Source organism: Enterobacter cloacae complex sp. FDA-CDC-AR_0132 (assembly GCF_003010695.1).
GTDB classification, from domain to species: domain Bacteria; phylum Pseudomonadota; class Gammaproteobacteria; order Enterobacterales; family Enterobacteriaceae; genus Enterobacter; species Enterobacter ludwigii.
Genome location: NZ_CP027618.1, coordinates 38,780 through 57,449 on the forward strand (window position 1 = coordinate 38,780; position 18,670 = coordinate 57,449).

An 18,670-nucleotide genomic window follows, 5' to 3' on the forward strand; every position below is an offset into this window, starting at 1 on the left:
GGGCAAATTCACATCATTATGCTTTCAGGGAAGCGCCTTTTGTGGCAATAACCTCTTTATACCAGTAGAAGCTTTTCTTACGACTGCGCGCTAACGTCCCTTTTCCACTGTCATCACGATCGACATAAATAAAGCCATAACGTTTTGAGAGTTCTGCTTTAGACGCACTGACCAGATCGATCGGCCCCCAACTGGTGTAACCCATTACCTCCACACCATCTTCAATGGCTTCACGCACCTGTACCAGGTGGTCGTTAAGGTAGCTGATGCGGTAATCATCCTGCACTACGCCGTCAGCATCCGGCGTGTCTTTCGCGCCCAGACCGTTTTCCACGATAAATAGCGGCTTCTGATAGCGATCCCAGAGCACGTTCAGCAAGGTACGCAGGCCGACAGGGTCAATCTGCCAGCCCCACTCGGAACTAGCCAGATGCGGGTTAGGTACCATGCTAAGGATATTGCCCCGAGCCTGCTGATTAAGCGCCTCATCCGCGGTGACACATCCCGTCATGTAGTAACTGAACGAGATAAAATCGACGGTCGATTTCAGCGCCTCACGATCGGCATCGGTGATATCAATCTGGATATCGTTATCGCGGAAGAAGCGCTGCATATACCCCGGATAAACACCACGGCACTGCACATCGCCAAAGAATTGCCAGGCGCGGTTTTCCTGCAGTGTTTCCAGGACATCTTCCGGCTTGCAGGTCAGCGGATACATCAGACCGCCCAGCAACATGTTGCCAATCCGGGCGTCTGCAATGATCTCATGGCAGGCTTTCACTGCCAGCGCGCTAGCCACCAGTTGATGATGGATAGCCTGATACACCTCACCTTTGCTGCTGGTTTCCGGCAGGCCGACGCCGGTCATCGGTGCATGCAGAGACATATTGATCTCATTGAACGTCAGCCACAGCTTTACCTTCGTTTTGTAGCGCGTAAATACGGTACGGGCATAGCGCTCAAAGAACCCAATGGTCTGACGACTGGCCCAGCCTCCGTACTGCTTCACCAACCCCCACGGCATTTCGTAATGCGACAGTGTGACAAGCGGCGTGATGTTGTGCGCGGCCAGTTCGTCAAACAGTTTGTCGTAAAAAGCCAGCCCCGCTTCGTTAGGGTGCTGCTCGTCGCCGTTCGGGAAAATGCGTGTCCAGGCAATGGAAACGCGCAGGCAGCTAAAGCCCATCTCGGCGAACAGTTTGATGTCCTCGGGGTATCGATGATAGAAATCAATCGCGATATCCTTGATGCCGCTGTCGCCCTCGACGCGCTCAACCACCGGGCCAAAAGCTCCCTGCGGCTGGACGTCAGAGGTGGACAACCCTTTACCGTCTTCCCGATAAGCGCCTTCTACCTGATTCGCGGCAACCGCACCGCCCCATAAAAAATCATCCGGGAAAGTCTTCATTCCATTCTCCTGTTATTGATGGTTTACGCTGAGTAACGGTGCTCCCGCATTCACGGAGGTTGCCGCCACGGTCACCACTTCGCGGTACTCGTCGCTATTACTGATAATAATCGGGGTCGCCAGGTCGTATCCGGCATCGATAATCGCCTGACGATCAAACTCCAGCAGCAGATCCCCCGGCTGTACCTTGTCCCCCACCTTCACATGAGCGGTAAATGGCTTGCCGTCGAGCTTCACGGTGTCGATACCTACGTGGATTAACACTTCAATACCGTTGTCACTGAGCAGGCCGATGGCGTGTTTGGTCTGGAAAAGCGAAGCTACAACGCCAGCAAAAGGGGAAACCACTTTGTTATCTGAAGGAATAATGGCAACCCCGCTGCCCAGCAGGCCGCTGGCAAAGGTGGTATCCGGCACGTGATCGAGCGCCAGAACGGTACCGGTCATCGGGGATAACACGTCGTTTTCTCCGACCGACACTGCAGACTCAGGCATTGTGCGCCCCGGCATACCGGCCACCAGTGTCAGGCCACAGCTCAGTACCAGCGCAACCACCGTACCAATAACGCCGCCCCACAGCGTGGCATTCACCCCACCCGGCGGGATCATTTGTGCGATGGTAAAGATATTCGCGAAGCCGAAGGAATAAACGTGGGTATCGCTGAAGCCGACAATCGCCCCGCCGATAGCACCAGCGACACAACCAAAGATAAACGGACGGCGCAGCGGCAGGTTTACGCCATACACGGCTGGCTCGGTGATGCCAAAGATCCCGGCCGTGACGGATGAGCCTGCCAGCATTTTCTGGCGGGCATCGTGGGTACGCAGGAAAATGCCCAGCGCCGCACCCACCTGACCAAATACTGCTGGCAGCAACATGGGCAGCATCGAGTCATGCCCCAGTACCGCCAGGTTATTAATCATCAGCGGCACCAGCCCCCAGTGCAGGCCAAAAATTACGCATACCTGCCACAGTGCCCCCATTGCCGCCCCCGCCAGCCACGGTGCCAGCACATAGATCCCCTGATAGCTGTTCGCCAGTATCTGACTCAGCCAGGTCGCCAGCGGACCAATGACCAGGAACGTCAGTGGAACAGTAACGCCTAAACAGATCAGCGGAGCGAAGAAGTTTTTCATCGATGATGGCAGCCACCTGGTGCTCTGCTTTTCCAGCCAGCAGCTTACCCACGAGGCGAGAATAATCGGGATCACCGACGTGCTGTAGTTGAACCAGGTAACCGGAATACCAAGAAAGGCTTCCGATACCGCCCCCGGCTGTTGGCTCGCATTAAAGGCGGCGATCATCATCGGATGGGTAAGCGCCCCGCCGATCACCATGGTAATAAACGGGTTGCCGCCGAATTTTTTCCCGGCCGTATAGCCCAGCACCAGCGGGAAGAAGAAGAACAGCGCGTCGCTTGCGGCAAACCAGATTTTATAGGTGCCACTTTCAGTCGTGAGCCAGCCGCACACTACGGCCAGCGCAAGCAGCCCTTTTAAAATACCGGACGCAGCAAGGATGCCAATAAACGGCGTGAAGATCCCGGAAACGATGTCGATCAGACGGCCCAGCAGGTTGCCTTTTTCCGTCTTATCGTCCACCACAGGGGTATCATCTGTCAGCCCTGCTTCCTTGCGTACCGCCAGCCACACATCATGCACATGGTTACCAATCACGACCTGAAACTGACCGCCGCTTTCAACTACCATGATCACCCCCGGGTTTTTCTTTAACCCTTCCGCATCCGCTTTTTGATTCTCTTTCAGTTTGAAGCGAAGCCGGGTGGCGCAGTGAACAAGGCTGACGATGTTCGCTTTCCCGCCAACGTGCCCGAGAATATCCTGTGCTAAAGCCTGGTATTCCATCTCGATTTCCTTACATCCGATGCCCGAAGGCACCTGTTGACTGAGTACAAAATAAAAAACCCGAGAACGGTCTTTTTTCAAAGACCGCACCCGGGTTTTGCCTGCATTATGCAGTAACAATCCCATTGTTGAGGCTTAGCGCCCCTCTTTTCTTACCCGCTCAATATGAATCGCGAGGAACATAATTTCTTCGGTTGTCAGCTCACGCTGATAGCTCTTATTCAGATGCTGCGCGATTTTCTCTGCGCATTTCCAGGCTTTCGCGTAATTGTCCTTTACCGCCGTATGCAACGAAACATCATCATCTTCTACCACGGTGCGGGTAAGCATCCGCTGAGCAAAAAATTTCAGATGGGTGACAAAACGCTGATAACTGAGCGACTCTTCGTCATACTCAAGCTGTAGCTGATACTTCACCAGTTGCAGGATCTCCTGCATCACCCGCGTCACGTGCATCACTTCCGGCATTTCGCTATTCAGTTGCGCCGTCACCAGATGCAGCGCGATAAACCCGGCTTCATCCTCCTCGAGTTCAACATTCAGGCGTTTGGCGATAATGGCCCGCGCCTCCTGCCCTAATTCGAACTCCTTCGGATAGAGACGTTTAATATCCCACAGCAGCACATTTTTGATTGCCAGCCCTTTCTTTTGGCGTTCAATCGCAAAGTAGCAGTGGTCCGTTAAGGTGATATACAAACTGTCCTGCAGTTTCCCCAGCCGCTGCGCTGCCTGCCCAATAATGCAGTCACAGGTGGTCATCACCTCAAGCGGGATCTGGCTCAGCAGCTCTCCGAGTCGACGCATCAACTCATCGCTTTGTAATGCAAACACCTTTTCAATAAGCGCGGTATCCAGTTCATCACCGACGCGTTTCTGGAACCCCAGCCCACGCCCCATCACGACCTGTTCACATCCGCGTTCATCCTGAACAACCACCACATTATTATTAAGAATTTTGGCGATTTTCATCGGAACCCCAGAAACAAAAAAACCTGACCTCCGGCAGATGCCAGAAAATCAGGTTTTGCCTGCCTAAGCAGTAACAATCCAGTTCTGGCACTCTATCAGTTTCATTCGTAGCCTCAATATGTCACGAGTTAGAAACGTGACGCAGATCGAACTTGCGACGGTGATCTCAGAAGGTCACCACCGTTTTCAGCTCAGTTACCCAGGCATCCTGCGTGCGGGAAACCCCACCAGGATGGTGCCAGTATTGAATGCCCGGCTGTAGCTCCAGCCATGACAGCGGACGAAAGCGATAGTAGAACTCACCGTTCAGCGAATGGTCCGGCACAGGATGGAATGCCGGATCGTTATAATCGGAAGCCCCGCTCAGGCTGTTCAGGTAACGTTGGTTGCGTGCGTACTGGCTGCTCATATCAATCCAGGTCAGACCGAAGCCAATCCAGTCTTGTGGACGCGCATCAAACAACCCACGGTATCGCAAAGAGGCTGCGTATACCTGGTGCATAGAGTTCGTGCGTTGATCGGCAAGACTCATGCTGAAAGAGGCGCTCAACCCACGATTCGGATCATTTTGATGTTGGGTCAGTTGCTGGTTTAGCCCGGCATACATAAACCAGGTGCGGTTGTGCTTATCAAATCCATCCGGGTCGCTCGCACCCGCCCCACCGGATTTACCCCGAAAAAGATCGGTTTGCGGCGCATTGGTAAACACTACGCCCAGATTGTACGCGCCCGGCAGACCGTTGATATGCGGACGCGCTTCGATTTCAACCGGGAGTAATATTCCTTTACTGCCCTTTGTTGACCAGCTCCAGGCATGGCTGCGGCTTGACGCGTCCGGGTTTTGCTCCATCACACCGCCTTTTATGGTCAGCGTGGGCGTTACTTTATACGCTAGCGTGGAGCCCCAGGTATGCACGTTCCAGTTGTTCCAGGTCAGTGAGTTGGCAGATTTCCCGCCGCACTGCGAGAGCAACTGGAAGTCACACGGGATGATTTGATCAAAGGTTTGCACTTTGTTCATCATCCCGATGCGCCAGGTCAGACGCCGATCGTCAAAACTGCGGGCAAAGGTGAGCCAGCCCAGGCGGGTAATAGACTGCCCTCCCCAGCTTTCCTGGGTCAGGTCGTTAAAGTTAACGCGCGGATCCTGAACACGCCTGGTGGTGAGATCGTCATTGTGATTACGGTTGACGATATTTCCTTCGATCCGCGCATCCGGCACGCCTGTCCAGCGCTCCAGATCCTGATTAAAGGTCAGCGCAAACTGATCAATATACGCCACGTGAGAATCGTGGTTATAGCCGCCACCTCCGTTCCAGGCGATTTCGTTCAGATAGCCCAGATTATAAGTAAACCCGTTATCGTTAATGATCTTGCGGATGCCGCCCATATCGCCCAGGAGAGGGTCCGGTGGCGCTTCAAAACCTAACACCGTTCCATTCCATTCCTGTGCCCCTGATAAAGGGGGGAATGTTATTAAAGCGAGCGCGCACAGTGTAGTGTGTATATTTTTATATGCCATCATAACAACCTGTGAGTGAATATTGAGTGCGTAAGCCGTCGCAGGAAAATTCTCTTTTCCTGTCGCGATTAATTATTCATTTCAGTGAAAGACGTCAGTAAAAATTGTTAAGCCAAATTTCTCTCCTGCGTAAATGACAGGCAAAAAAAAACCTAAGCGCTCCACAGCGATACGTGCTGTGAAACGCTTAGGTTTTGCCTGTTAACCAGTAACAATCCTGCGTTGAATACAGTGGCACCTTAACATCGTGGCGTCACGTTGAAAACCTGCTTTGTTTTATATTTTAAAAAAGTGTGAGCAAATTAACGCTTATTATTTGGACTGAATCACCCGTGCAATATCAGCGGAAGTCTGCAGCGTGCGGATCTCCTGAAATAACCCCAGTGCTTCACTGTACTCTTTGCGTAAATAACTGAGCCACTGCTTAATTCGCGCGACGTGATATAACCCGGTATCACCCTGTTTTTCGAGGCGACTGTATTTTTTCAGCAGCGTGACCACATCAGCCCACGGCATACGTGGTTCGTTATATTTAATCACCCGGCTGAGGTTTGGTACGTTAAGCGCGCCGCGGCCAATCATCACCGCATCGCAGCCAGTCTCTTTCAGGCACGCCTGCGCGCTTTCGTAATCCCAGATTTCCCCGTTGGCAATAACGGGAATGGTGAGTCTTTTGCGGATCTCGCCAATCGCCTGCCAGTTAATACGTTCGGCTTTATAGCCATCTTCTTTGGTGCGGCCATGCACCACCAGCTCAGTGGCCCCGGCCTGCTGCACGGCATCGGCAATCTCAAATTGCCGCGCGTCGCTGTCCCATCCCAGACGCACCTTTACCGTCACCGGCAGATGCGACGGTACAGCCTCACGCATGGCTTTTGCGCCACGGTAAATCAGCTCCGGATCTTTCAGCAAGGTGGCGCCGCCGCCGCTGCCATTCACCAGTTTTGATGGGCAACCGCAGTTGAGGTCAACCCCAAAGGAACCAAGCTCTACGGCACGGGCCGCGTTCTCCGCCAGCCATTCGGGATACTGACCCAATAGCTGAATGCGCACCAGCGTGCCGGAAGAGGTGCGGCTCTGATGATGCAGTTCCGGGCAAAGGCGATAGAATGATTTAACTGGCAACAACATATCGACCACGCGCAAAAACTCCGTCACGCAGAGATCGTAGTCGTTCACCTCGGTCAGAAGCTCGCGCACGAGGGAGTCGAGCACGCCTTCCATTGGGGCCAGTAAAACACGCATAGCAGTACCTGTGAAAAAAGACGCGCTATAGTAGCCGCTCTCCCGGCATGAGGAAAGCCCGGCGGTTAACCCGGTGAGGTTATACCAGACGTTCCATTTCGGAATGTCTGGTATGCTCAAAATTCATGATGTGATCCGTGGCACATTTTTAGGTTTAATTGTATGATGAATGCGTTTCATCAAGGACTTTCACCATGAGAAAATCATTGAACATTATCTGGCAATATCTTCGCGCATTCGTTCTGATTTACGCCTGCCTGTATGCCGGAATCTTTATCGCATCCCTGCTTCCCATTACCATTCCCGGCAGCATCATTGGAATGTTGATCCTCTTTGTTTTGCTGGCATTGCAAATTCTGCCTGCCAAATGGGTTAACCCTGGCTGCTTTGTCCTTATTCGCTATATGGCGCTGCTGTTCGTGCCTATCGGCGTCGGGGTTATGCAGTATTTTGATTTGCTCCAGGCGCAGTTCGGACCCATTGTGGTCTCCTGCGCGGTCAGTACGCTGGTGGTTTTCCTGGTAGTAAGCTGGAGTTCGCATCTGGTGCATGGCGAACGTAAAGTGGTTGGGCAGAAAGGAACAAAACAATGATGGCCAATATCTGGTGGTCGCTGCCGTTAACGCTGGCAGTGTTCTTCGCCGCACGCAAACTCGCCGCACGTTTCAAAATGCCGTTGCTTAATCCGCTGCTGGTGGCGATGGTGGTGATTATCCCGTTCCTGCTTCTCACCGGCATTCCTTATGAACGCTACTTTGCCGGCAGCAAAATTTTGAACGACCTTCTGCAGCCCGCCGTGGTGGCGCTCGCCTTTCCTTTATATGAGCAATTGCACCAGATCCGCGCCCGCTGGAAATCCATCATTACCATCTGTTTTGTCGGGAGCCTGGTGGCGATGATCACCGGCACCTCGGTGGCGCTGTTGATGGGCGCGTCCCCGCAAATTGCGGCCTCTATTCTGCCTAAGTCGGTCACCACGCCTATTGCGATGGCCGTGGGCGGCAGCCTGGGGGGGATTCCGGCCATCAGCGCCATGTGTGTGATATTCGTGGGGATCCTCGGCGCGGTCTTTGGACATACCCTGCTGAATGCGATGCGTATCCACACCAAAGCGGCACGAGGTCTGGCGATGGGTACCGCGTCGCACGCCCTGGGCACCGCGCGCTGCGCTGAACTGGATTATCAGGAAGGGGCGTTTAGCTCACTCGCACTGGTGATCTGCGGGATTATCACCTCCCTGCTCGCACCGTTTATTTTCCCGCTGATTGTGGCGGTCATGGGTTAAAATTTGCGATGCGTCGCGCAAATTTCATTTTGTTTTCATAAGTTGCATACATAATGAGAAATGGATCACATATAAAGCCTCAGCGGCTCCGTAAACTACCGATCCATTAACCTTTATGAGGCAAACGCCATGCATCCACGTTTTCAAGCTGCTTTCGCCCAGCTTGCAGAGAATGTGCAATCAGCTCTGGCCCCGATTCTGGCGGATGAGCATTTCCCGGCCCTGCTGACGGCTGAACACGTCACGGCACTGAAAGAAGCCACAGGGCTGGACGACGACGCGCTGGCCTTCGCGCTGCTGCCGCTGGCGGCAGCCTGCGCCCGCGCCGATCTCTCTCATTTCAACGTCGGTGCGATTGCACGCGGCGTAAGTGGAACCTGGTACTTCGGTGGCAACATGGAGTTCCTCGGCGCGACCATGCAGCAGACCGTTCACGCGGAACAAAGCGCCATCAGCCACGCCTGGCTGCGCGGTGAACAATCGCTGAGCGCCATTACCGTTAACTACACCCCTTGCGGCCACTGCCGCCAGTTCATGAACGAGCTGAACAGCGGGCTGGAGTTACGCATCAATCTGCCAGGCCGTGCGCCACATACCCTCGGGGATTACTTGCCTGACGCGTTTGGTCCGAAAGATCTCGACATCAAAACGCTGCTGATGGATGAACAGGATCACGGTTTTGCCCTTTCCGGTGATGCGCTGAGCGAAGCCGCGATTCGCGCGGCGAACAAGAGCCACACACCATACAGTCACTCCCCAAGCGGTGTGGCGCTGCAGTGTCGTGATGGTCGCATCTTTACCGGAAGCTATGCCGAAAACGCCGCCTTTAACCCGACGCTGCCACCGCTTCAGGGCGCCCTGAATTTGCTGAGCCTCAATGGCTATGACTACCCGGACATTCAGCGCGCTATTCTGGCAGAGAAAGCCGACGCGCCGTTGATCCAGTGGGATGCCACCGCCGCAACGCTGAAAGCGCTCGGCTGCTCAACTATTGACCGTGTTTTGCTTGCGTAATGCCTCCGGCGGGCAGAAATGCCCGCCGCTTTGCTGAAAAACCCCTCAGTTGATTCGCTGTTTCTTGCGCTAACCAGGCGGGTAAAGTAGCCTGAGTTAAATTTCACCTTCGGTACGAGCCATCTGCATGTTAAAGCGCGCTTTTTACAGCCTGTCTGTCCTGGTCGGCATACTGCTGTTGATCGTGCTGGGTCTTGATCGCTGGATGAGCTGGAAAACGGCTCCGTATATCTTTGACGACCTGCAGGACCTGCCCTATCGTCAGGTCGGCGTTGTGCTGGGTACCGCCAAGTATTACCGCACCGGGGTGATTAATCAGTATTACCGTTACCGCATTCAGGGCGCGCTGAACGCGTATAACAGCGGCAAAGTGAATTACCTGCTGCTGAGCGGCGATAATGCGCTGCAAAGCTATAACGAACCGGTCACCATGCGCAAAGACCTGATTGCCGCTGGCGTCGATCCGGCCGATATCGTGCTCGACTACGCGGGTTTCCGTACTCTGGATTCCATCGTGCGTACGCGCAAGGTGTTCGACACCAACGATTTCATCATCATCACCCAACGCTTCCACTGCGAACGCGCGCTGTTTATCGCGCTGCATATGGGTATCCAGGCGCAGTGCTACGCCGTGCCGTCGCCAAAAGATATGCTGAGCGTCCGCGTACGTGAGTTTGGCGCGCGTTTTGGCGCTCTGGCCGATCTGTACATCTTCAAACGTGAACCGCGCTTTTTAGGCCCGCTGGTACCCATTCCGGCGATGCATGAAGTGCCGGAAGATGCGCAGGGCTACCCGGCCGTCACGCCAGAACAACTGCTTGATATGCAGAAAAAAGAGAACAAATAGCCTCGCCTTTATACTTTCTTTATACCGGGCGTAACGCTTTTTATCCCGCCTTTACGCCGCCCCTTTTAAGCTGAGTTCACTGCCGCTACGGCTTCATTGAAGAATGACTATGAACTCAATAATGAATGCGTTTTTCCTGAAAAATATCCGCCCCTATTTTAACTTCCCGGGTTTATCTCTCCCGACGGCACTCAACGCTGGCCTCTGGCTTGATGACAAACTTGATGCCATGCAGCACAACGTCTCGCTGGAAGTGGCGGATTACCTGGAACGTTACCCGCAGACAAAACATATTGACGTTTACCTGAACGATATCAATGGCATTATGCGCGGCAAGCGGCTCTCGGTGGAAAGCATGCTAAATCTGGAAAAAGGCTGTTACTTCCCCCTCTCCGTCTACTCCATGGACCATAAAGGCAAAATAGCCGCCCCGCTTGATGATGAGCCCGACCGGCTCTGCGTTCCCGTCGGCGGTTCCCTGCGCCCCTGTTCGCAAGACCCTCAGCATAACGCGCAGATCCTGCTGACCATGAAAGAGAGTGACGGCAAACCGTGCCCGCTTGAGCCAAGGGTGATATTGCAAAACGTTCTGGCTCGTTTCCATCAGCACGGGCTCTTCCCGGTGATTGCCCCGGAAATTGAGTTTTATCTGACCGGACGCGGCACGCAGGATCCACAAAATCAGGGCTGCTTTCATATGGATACCTCAACGGCACACGCGGCACTGTTTGACGAGCTGGAGCAGCTGGCGCACCTGCAGCGTATCCCCCTGACCGGGATCGTGGCCGAAGCCGAATCTGGCCAGTTCGAGTTAAACCTGAAGCATAGCCATCGCGTCGTTGAAGTCTGCGATAACGTGCTGGCCCTGCGACGCCTGACCCGCTACGTTGCGGAGAAACAGGGTTTGCAGGCCAACTTTATGGCCAAACCGTTCAGCCAGCAGTCCGGCAGCGGTTTGCACTTCCATTTCAGCCTGAACGATATTCATGGCGAAAACGTATTCGCATCTCCGGTGGAAGCGCTGAACAGCATGATGCGCCTCTGCATCGCTGGCCAGCTGGCGCTGATGCCCGCCTCCATCGCCATTCTCGCCCCTGGCGTTAACGCATTCCGCCGCCTGCGTAAAAACCTCACGGAACCGCTATTTAACTCCTGGGGCTATAATACCCGCTCCGCCGCGCTGCGTATTCCCTGCTCCGATGACCATAACCGGCGTATTGAGTACCGGCTGGCCGGGGCTGATGCTAACCCGTATCTGGTGGCGGCAACGCTTCTGAGCGGAATGCTGTACGGGCTGGAAAATTTTGACGAGCAGGATTTACCTGAACCTCAGCAGGACGGGCCGGATCTGCCGCTGTTTCAGCAGGAGGCGATTGAGACATTTGCACGCTGTCAGTATCTCACCGGCAGCCTGGGAGAGGCTTTTTCTCAACAGTGGGTTGCCTGCAAGCTCTCTGAGCTCGACTGGTTCGAGAGCATTGTCACCCGGGAGGAGTCGAGTCTGGCGTGAAGCACAAAAAAGCCCGCTCGATGAGCGGGCCAGGTAATGCCAGAGGCGATTATTTTTTACGCGCGTATTTGAGTGAATCCAGGGCGACCGCAAAGATGATGATGCCGCCTTTGATGATGTACTGCCAGTACGGGTTCACACCGATGTAGGTCAGACCGTAGTTGATTACGGTAAAGATGATGACACCGGTTACCACGCCGAACACGGTACCCACGCCGCCGCTAAAGGAGACGCCGCCGACCACACAGGCTGCGATCGCATCCAGTTCGTACATGAAGCCCAGGTTGTTCGTTGCAGAGCCGATACGGCCCGCTTCCAGCATCCCACCAAAGGCGTAGAACACACCTGACAGGGCATAGATCATCAGCAGGTTCAGGGCAACGTTGACGCCGGACACTTTCGCCGCTTCCGGGTTACCGCCGATAGCGAAGATGTTTTTACCGAAGCGGGTTTTGTTCCACAGGATCCAGACAAAAGCGACGGCAATCAGGGCGTAGAAGGTAATGTACGACAGGCGGAAACTGCCCAGCGCGATAAACCCTTGCGTAAAGGTCGAGAACCCGCTGTCGAAGCCAGAGATTGGCGACGCCCCCACGAAGTCGTAGTACAGGGAGTTGATACCGTAAACGATGATCATCGTACCTAAGGTAGTGATAAATGGCGTCACGTTCAGGTAAGCGATAATGATGCCGTTAATCAGACCAATCACTGCGCCGATCGCACAGACAATCAGGATCACCACGAAAATGGGCATGGTCGCCATTTCCGGGAACACCTTGTTGGCGTTTTCCATCGACTGCAGCAGCGTTGCCGCGATAACCGCCGCGAGGCCAACCTGACGTCCCGCTGACAGGTCAGTCCCCTGCGTCACGATAAGTCCCGCCACGCCCAGCGCGATAATAATGCGCACGGAGGACTGGGTCAGGATGTTACTGAGGTTCAACAGGCTTAAGAACGTAGGGTCCTGGAAAATGATGATAGCCAGCAGTACTAAAAGAACAACGTAAATACCGCCTTCTTTCAGGTAAGTGAGAAAACTTTTTTTATTTAACGCACTCATGAGGAGCCCCTGATCTTAAAGGTGCAAAGACGCAAGACGCAAAATTTCGTTTTGCGTTGTCGTTTTGGTGTCAACAATACCGGCAACGAGACCATTGCTCATAACCAGAATACGATCTGTGATCCCTAACAATTCCGGCATTTCGGAAGAAATAATAATGATCCCTTTATTCTTTTTCGCCAGCTCGGCAATCAGCTGATAAATCTCAAACTTCGCGCCGACGTCAATACCGCGGGTCGGTTCATCCAGCATCAGGATTTCTGGCTGGGTTAATAACCAACGACCAATAATGACCTTCTGCTGGTTACCGCCTGACAGCGAACCAATTTGCGTGCGGTGACCTGGCGTTTTGACGCGCATGGAGTCAATCACCCACTGGGTATCGCTCTTCATGCGGGAGTTATCCAGCAGCCCGACTTTGTTTTTATAGTTGCGAATATTGGAAATTAACGAGTTAAAGTTAATATCCAGATACGCATAAATACCGGTCGAACGACGCTCTTCCGTGACCAGCGCAAAACCATTATTAATGGCTTCGTTGGCGCTGTGGTTATTGATTTTCTTACCGTGCAGCGTGATGGTGCCCGCGGCTTTCTCACGAATACCGAACAGGGTTTCGACAATATCAGTACGTTTTGCCCCGACCAGACCTGCGATACCGAGAATTTCGCCTTTATGCAGGTCAAAAGAGACGTCGCGAATAGACGGCTGACGCAGCGAGGTGAGATTGCGAACCTCAAGGATCACTTCACCCGGCTTGTTCTCTTTGTCCGGGAAGCGCTGGTTCAGAGAGCGCCCCACCATCATGGCGATGATCTTGTCCATATCCAGCCCTTCGAGAGGCTGGGTGGCAATCCACTGGCCGTCGCGCAGGATGGTAATCTCATCACACAGCTGGAAGATCTCTTCCATTTTATGAGAGATATAAACAATGCCGCAGCCGCGGTCTTTGAGCTTACGAATAATGGTAAAAAGGTGGTTAACCTCTTTTTCCGTTAATGACGATGTCGGTTCGTCCATGATGACGATTTTCGCATCATAGGAGAACGCTTTGGCAATTTCGATCATCTGCATTTGGGACACGGATAACGTTCCCACGCGGGCGCGCGGATCGATATCAATATCCAGTTCATCGAAAATCGCTTTGGTGTCGCGATACATTTTATCCTGATCGACAAAGACACCTTTGGTCGGATAACGGCCCAACCACATGTTATCCATAACAGAACGCTGCAGCACCAGGTTTAATTCCTGGTGAACCATTGAGATACCGTTTTCCAGTGCTTCTTTTGCTGAATGGAAATCGATCTCTTTCCCCTGAAAAAGAATGCTGCCAGAATCTTTTTGATAGATCCCAAAAAGACATTTTAATAATGTTGATTTACCTGCGCCGTTCTCCCCCATTAATGCATGAATAGAGTGAGGACGAACTTTTAAATTAACATTATCGAGTGCCTTAACCCCGGGAAATGACTTGTTGATGGCGCTCATTTCCAACAAGTATTCACCAGATGACTGAGTATTTGTGCTGACCATAATTATACCTTGTTGGCCTCGCATATCGCGTTATAAAAGGGCGCAACAAGTTGCGCCCAGTGAAGACAATTCAAATAACTTATTTACCGATAAACTCAGCCAGGTTGGACTGGTCTACGCCGACGTAAGGTACGCGAACGATTTTGTTTTCAATTTTCCAGGTCGTACCGTCTGCCGCACCTTTGCCATCGGCCAGGTTTTTCGCCAGATCGAAGGTTGCTTTCGCCTGGTTGTTGGCATCGTTCAGCACGGTACCGGCCATTGCACCGGATTTCACCAGGGCCAGAGCTTCTGGCAGTGCATCCACACCGAACACAGGAATGGCTGATTTGTTGTGCGCTTTCAGCGCTTCTACCGCACCCATAGCCATCGCATCGTTGTTGGCAATCACCACTTCGATTTTGTTAGCGTTCGGGCCGGACAGCCACGCGTCCATCTTATCTTTCGCCTGAGCGGTATCCCACATCGCGGTATCTAATGCCAGCTGCTGGGTTTTCAGGCCCTTATCATTCAGCTCTTTGATAACGTAAGTGGTACGGGCTTCAGCATCCGGATGGCCTGGTTCGCCTTTCAGCAGCACGAACTGGATCTGGCCGTCTTTGTTCAGGTCCCAGTTCGGGTTCGCCGCCCAGTGTTTAGCGATCAGATCGCCCTGAATAATGCCGGACTCTTTGGAGTCAGTACCGACGTAAAACGCTTTGTCATAGCTGTCCAGCGCTTTACGGGAAGGTTCTTTGTTGAAGAAGACAATCGGCACATTCTGGCCGCGCGCTTTTTCAATGACCGTGCCTGCCGCAGCGGGGTCAACCAGGTTGATGGCCAGTGCCTTCACGCCTTTTGCCAGCAGAACGTCGATCTGGTCGTTCTGTTTGGACTGGTCGTTCTGGGAGTCATTCATCAGCAGCTGAACATCTGGCGCTGCTTTAGCATCTTTCTCGATAGCTTTACGGACAACAGACATGAAGTTGTCGTCGTATTTATAGATGGTCACACCAATACGGGTATCCGCAGCGTGCGCTGCTGCACCAAAAAGCATGCTTGCCATTACAGCAGACAGGGTCAACACCTTCTTATTCATGGTATCTCCGGTTTTTTTTATGCAGGGTAGTTCTTGTGAATAACGATCAGCAGGCAGGTGTTAATGAAACGTTACTGACAGCCGAAGTTCACTTATAAAATTTCTATCTTCCGTGTTCGGTAACGCTCCAGAAATGCGTTTTATTCGTTGTTTGCGGCACATTGGCTATGGTGAAAGTGATTAATCACTGTTACATAGCGTTTCAGCCCCTAAAACGCTGACATCATAGTCAGCGCCTTGTTAAGATACTGTGAATTTACTCACAGATTGAAAACGGTTACATCAGCTGATGTAATCAGTTAGTGATCGGAACCACAATTTGCCGGGCAGCGACAGAATGTCGACGCACTAAAGTCGGCATGAAACAGTGTGTTGCGCCCGGATCCAGCAGCCCTGCCGCCCCCTGTAACGCCAGCTCAGTGGCCAGTTTGGCCATAGAGGCAATGGGGTAACGCACGGTGGTCAGCTGCGGGTCGGTGTAACGGGCAATGGGAATATCATCAAAACCAATCAACGATAAATGCTGTGGCACCGCAATGCCGTTATCCTTCAGCGCAGTCAGCGCCCCGGCCGCCATGTTATCGTTATAGGCAAACACGGCAGACAGCTGCAGATTACGGCCCAGCAACTCCACCATCGCCGCCTCCCCGCCCTGCATATCCGGCGTTCCGGTTCCGACCCAGCTTTCAGACGGCGTAATACCCTGTTCTTTAAGGGCGTTTTGCCAGCCTTCGCGCCGCAGCTCATCATCTTCAATATGATGGCTGGAGGCCAAAAAACCGATCCGCTGATGCCCGTTGTTGATGAGCATTTTGGTGGCCATCATCGCCCCGCTGACGTTATCCAGCCCGACGCAGCGGTGGGCATACCCTGGCACAATACGGTTAATCAGCACCATGCCCGGGATTTGCTCCATAAACCCGGAAATCTCGTCATCGCTTAAGGCTTTTGAGTGCACAATCAGTGCGTTACAACGCTGGCGGATCAGCACTTCAATCGCATGACGCTCTTTTTCAGCCTCGTGATAGCTGTTGCCAATCAGCACGTATTTCTGATGCTGCTGAGCGACAACGTCTACCGCTTTAACCAGCGCACCGAAAAAGGCATCAGAGACATCCATCACCACCACGCCAATGGTATCGCTGACCTGCGTGGCAAGCGCCTGCGCATTGGCATTAGGGCGATAACCCAACTGGGTCACGGCTTTCATTACGGTTTCGCGGGTGTCAGGGCTGACCAGCGCGCTGTTGTTCAGCACGCGTGAGACGGTAGCCACAGAAACACCCGCCTGACGGGCGACGTCACGAATGGTGATCATATTCACCATCCTTCAAAGGATTGCAGCAACTCACAGACACCCCCTGTGTTTAGCAAGGTGGCTATTTTGGCAGCGAGAGAAAGGGGACTACGTGAAGAAGCTCACACAGATGAAAACGTTTACATCCGTTTTGTTAATGATTGTGATCCAGATCGTTATCTGGATGTATTTCTCAATGATACCCCTGAAGCATGTGCGGTTAACTGACGCCACACCCACTCCAGCGGCCCCTGGCGGAAATAACGTAGCCAGAGAACAGAAAACGCCAGGTTAACCATCCAGACCGGGATAACAAACGCCAGCAGCGAAAGCCGGTCGAATTTCATAAACAGGCCAAACCGATAGAAAAGCGTGGTGCATATCAGCGTCTGCAGAATGTAATTGCTGAGGGCCATACGGCCTACGCAGGCAATGGCACTGACAATCCATGCGCGACACATTTGTGGCCAGAAGCCGTAAATGAGTGCCGCATAGCCAATCGTCTGGAAGGGCGCGCTCAGCTCGCGCGGGACCTGAAGCAGAAACGCACACCAGCGGTAGTTCCAGTGCAGATGCCACTGCATGATCACGGCCGGCAGATTAATCAGCACGCCGAGAAGAATTAACCCGGCTCCCGTCAGGCGATAGTGGCGAAGGGAAAACTCCCCTTTCAGCCAGCCGGTGCGCATCAGTGATGCCCCCATCAGCATCATCCCTGCCAGCTGCCAGCCATACTGCGCCCCCAGCGCCAGCAGGTTATCGCCAAGCATATCCGCACGGTTGCTTATCGCTTCCGTGCCTCCTTTCAGCTTCCAGTACTGCTCGTACTGAAGGTTGGCGGCATCGGGGATCCATGAACGGTTTGCCGCATCACCGGAGATTATCCCCAGCAGTAACAGCACGCCAAGGCCCATGACGTAAAGCATCACGCCCGTGTTAAACAGGCTTTTTACGCTGTGCGCATCGCGAATGAGCCGCCAGCAAATCAGCCCGACTAAGCCATAGGCGAGAAGAATGTCGCCATCCCAGAAGAACAGCCCGTGAATAAAGCCGAGGATCACCAGCAACGTCAGACGCGACTGGATCCAGCGCGTGCCGCGCCTGAGCAGTAACTGCAGGCCCGCGCCAAACAGCAGGGCAAACAGGGTGAGGAATTTGACCTGGGCAAAGAGATCGAGGATGGCCCACGTCCAGGCATCGCTACGGGTAATGTCGCCATACCACGCAGGATTGAGATACGCCGCCTTCGGCAAGCCGAAGGCGCTGATGTTAAGCAGCAGGATACCGAGAATAGCGACGCCTCGAACAAAATCGAGCGTGACGTTTCGCTCCATGTAGCCTGCCCTGTCAGATTAGTTGTGGTGACGCACGGCGCGCAGAAACTCCTGGCGGGTGTTCTGGCTGGATTTAAACAGACCGCCCAGCGACGTCGTGGTGGTCGCACTGGTGGCATCACGCACGCCGCGCGCTTTCACACAGTAGTGAACGGCGTCGATAGATACTGCCACGTTATTGGTGCCCAGCAGCGTTTGCAGCGCGGTCAGGATCTGCTGCGTCAGACGCTCCTGCACCTGTGGACGCTGAGCAAAGAACTGCACGATGCGGTTGATCTTCGACAGACCAATCACCGTATCTTTAGGAATATAAGCCACGGTCGCTTTACCGTCGATGGTCACGAAGTGGTGTTCGCAGGTACTGGTTAACGTGATATCACGTACCGTTACCATCTCATCCACCTTCATCTTGTTTTCAATGACGGTGATTTTCGGGAAATTGGCGTAATCCAGGCCGGAGAAAATTTCGTCAACGTACATTTTTGCGATACGGTGCGGCGTCTCCATCAGACTGTCGTCGCTCAGATCGAGATTCAGCAGTTGCATGATCTCGGTCATATGCCCAGCAATCAGATGCTTACGGGTTTCATTGTCCAGTTCCTGAACGGGTGGACGCAGTGGCGTTTCAAGACCACGCGCAACCAGAGCTTCGTGAACCAGGGCTGCTTCTTTACTGAGTGATGGCATTCTTTTCTC

Annotated in this window: 15 protein-coding genes and 1 pseudogene; 5 read left to right on the plus strand and 11 right to left on the minus strand. The window is 53.3% G+C overall.

The window, feature by feature from the left end; all coding sequences use genetic code 11:
* Positions 1-16: 16 nt before the first annotated feature.
* The 5 genes and pseudogenes from AM379_RS00190 to dusC form a co-directional block, all read right to left on the minus strand.
* Positions 17-1,411 (minus strand): glycoside hydrolase family 1 protein, encoded by a 1,395-nt coding sequence (locus AM379_RS00190; protein WP_106503348.1) that lies wholly within the window; start codon positions 1,409-1,411, stop codon positions 17-19.
* Positions 1,412-1,423: 12 nt separating this feature from the next.
* Positions 1,424-3,387: pseudogene (bglF, locus tag AM379_RS00195) on the minus strand (PTS beta-glucoside transporter subunit IIABC).
* Between the two features lie 25 nt (positions 3,388-3,412).
* Positions 3,413-4,246, minus strand: a complete 834-nt coding sequence (licT, locus tag AM379_RS00200) for a BglG family transcription antiterminator LicT (RefSeq protein WP_014170897.1) — start codon at positions 4,244-4,246, stop codon at positions 3,413-3,415.
* A 166-nt stretch (positions 4,247-4,412) separates the two neighbouring features.
* Positions 4,413-5,768, minus strand: a complete 1,356-nt coding sequence (locus AM379_RS00205; RefSeq protein ID WP_373687636.1) for a carbohydrate porin — start codon at positions 5,766-5,768, stop codon at positions 4,413-4,415.
* Between the two features lie 312 nt (positions 5,769-6,080).
* Complete coding sequence (gene dusC, locus AM379_RS00210) at positions 6,081-7,013, minus strand: tRNA dihydrouridine(16) synthase DusC (RefSeq protein ID WP_040017989.1); 933 nt, start codon at positions 7,011-7,013, stop codon at positions 6,081-6,083.
* 194 nt (positions 7,014-7,207) lie between these two features.
* On the opposite strand from dusC, the gene AM379_RS00215 reads away from it, so the two are divergent.
* From AM379_RS00215 to AM379_RS00235, 5 genes are all read left to right on the plus strand, one after another.
* Positions 7,208-7,606: a CidA/LrgA family protein gene (locus tag AM379_RS00215; protein ID WP_063214759.1), complete on the plus strand. Its 399-nt coding sequence runs from the start codon at positions 7,208-7,210 to the stop codon at positions 7,604-7,606.
* Positions 7,603-8,298: a CidB/LrgB family autolysis modulator gene (locus AM379_RS00220; protein WP_014170901.1), complete on the plus strand. Its 696-nt coding sequence runs from the start codon at positions 7,603-7,605 to the stop codon at positions 8,296-8,298. The genes AM379_RS00215 and AM379_RS00220 overlap by 4 nt, the downstream gene beginning before the upstream one ends.
* 129 nt (positions 8,299-8,427) lie before the next feature.
* Positions 8,428-9,312 (plus strand): cytidine deaminase, encoded by an 885-nt coding sequence (cdd, locus tag AM379_RS00225; protein ID WP_063214757.1) that lies wholly within the window; start codon positions 8,428-8,430, stop codon positions 9,310-9,312.
* Between the two features lie 127 nt (positions 9,313-9,439).
* Positions 9,440-10,159 carry an outer membrane permeability protein SanA gene (gene sanA / locus AM379_RS00230; protein ID WP_106503351.1) on the plus strand — a complete coding sequence of 240 codons (720 nt, stop codon included), beginning with the start codon at positions 9,440-9,442 and terminating at the stop codon, positions 10,157-10,159.
* 121 nt (positions 10,160-10,280) lie between these two features.
* Positions 10,281-11,669, plus strand: coding sequence for a glutamine synthetase family protein (locus AM379_RS00235; protein ID WP_106503352.1), 1,389 nt, complete (start codon positions 10,281-10,283; stop codon positions 11,667-11,669).
* Between the two features lie 49 nt (positions 11,670-11,718).
* Here AM379_RS00235 and mglC read toward each other — a convergent pair whose 3' ends face one another.
* The 6 genes from mglC to folE all read right to left on the minus strand — a co-directional run bounded on the left by mglC (position 11,719) and on the right by folE (position 18,661).
* On the minus strand, positions 11,719-12,729 hold the full coding sequence (gene mglC, locus AM379_RS00240; RefSeq protein ID WP_014170905.1) for a galactose/methyl galactoside ABC transporter permease MglC: 1,011 nt from the start codon (positions 12,727-12,729) through the stop codon (positions 11,719-11,721).
* A gap of 15 nt (positions 12,730-12,744) precedes the next feature.
* Positions 12,745-14,265, minus strand: a complete 1,521-nt coding sequence (mglA, locus tag AM379_RS00245; protein WP_020883197.1) for a galactose/methyl galactoside ABC transporter ATP-binding protein MglA — start codon at positions 14,263-14,265, stop codon at positions 12,745-12,747.
* 79 nt (positions 14,266-14,344) lie between these two features.
* A complete protein-coding gene (gene mglB / locus AM379_RS00250) occupies positions 14,345-15,343 on the minus strand; it encodes a galactose/glucose ABC transporter substrate-binding protein MglB (protein WP_014170907.1) in 999 nt (332 codons plus the stop codon).
* Between the two features lie 295 nt (positions 15,344-15,638).
* Positions 15,639-16,661: an HTH-type transcriptional regulator GalS gene (galS, locus tag AM379_RS00255; RefSeq protein ID WP_020883196.1), complete on the minus strand. Its 1,023-nt coding sequence runs from the start codon at positions 16,659-16,661 to the stop codon at positions 15,639-15,641.
* A gap of 155 nt (positions 16,662-16,816) precedes the next feature.
* A complete protein-coding gene (yeiB, locus tag AM379_RS00260; RefSeq protein ID WP_014170909.1) occupies positions 16,817-17,974 on the minus strand; it encodes a DUF418 domain-containing protein YeiB in 1,158 nt (385 codons plus the stop codon).
* A gap of 18 nt (positions 17,975-17,992) precedes the next feature.
* Entirely contained in the window at positions 17,993-18,661 is a 669-nt protein-coding gene (folE, locus tag AM379_RS00265; RefSeq protein ID WP_020883194.1) for a GTP cyclohydrolase I FolE, read from the minus strand.
* Positions 18,662-18,670: the final 9 nt, after the last annotated feature.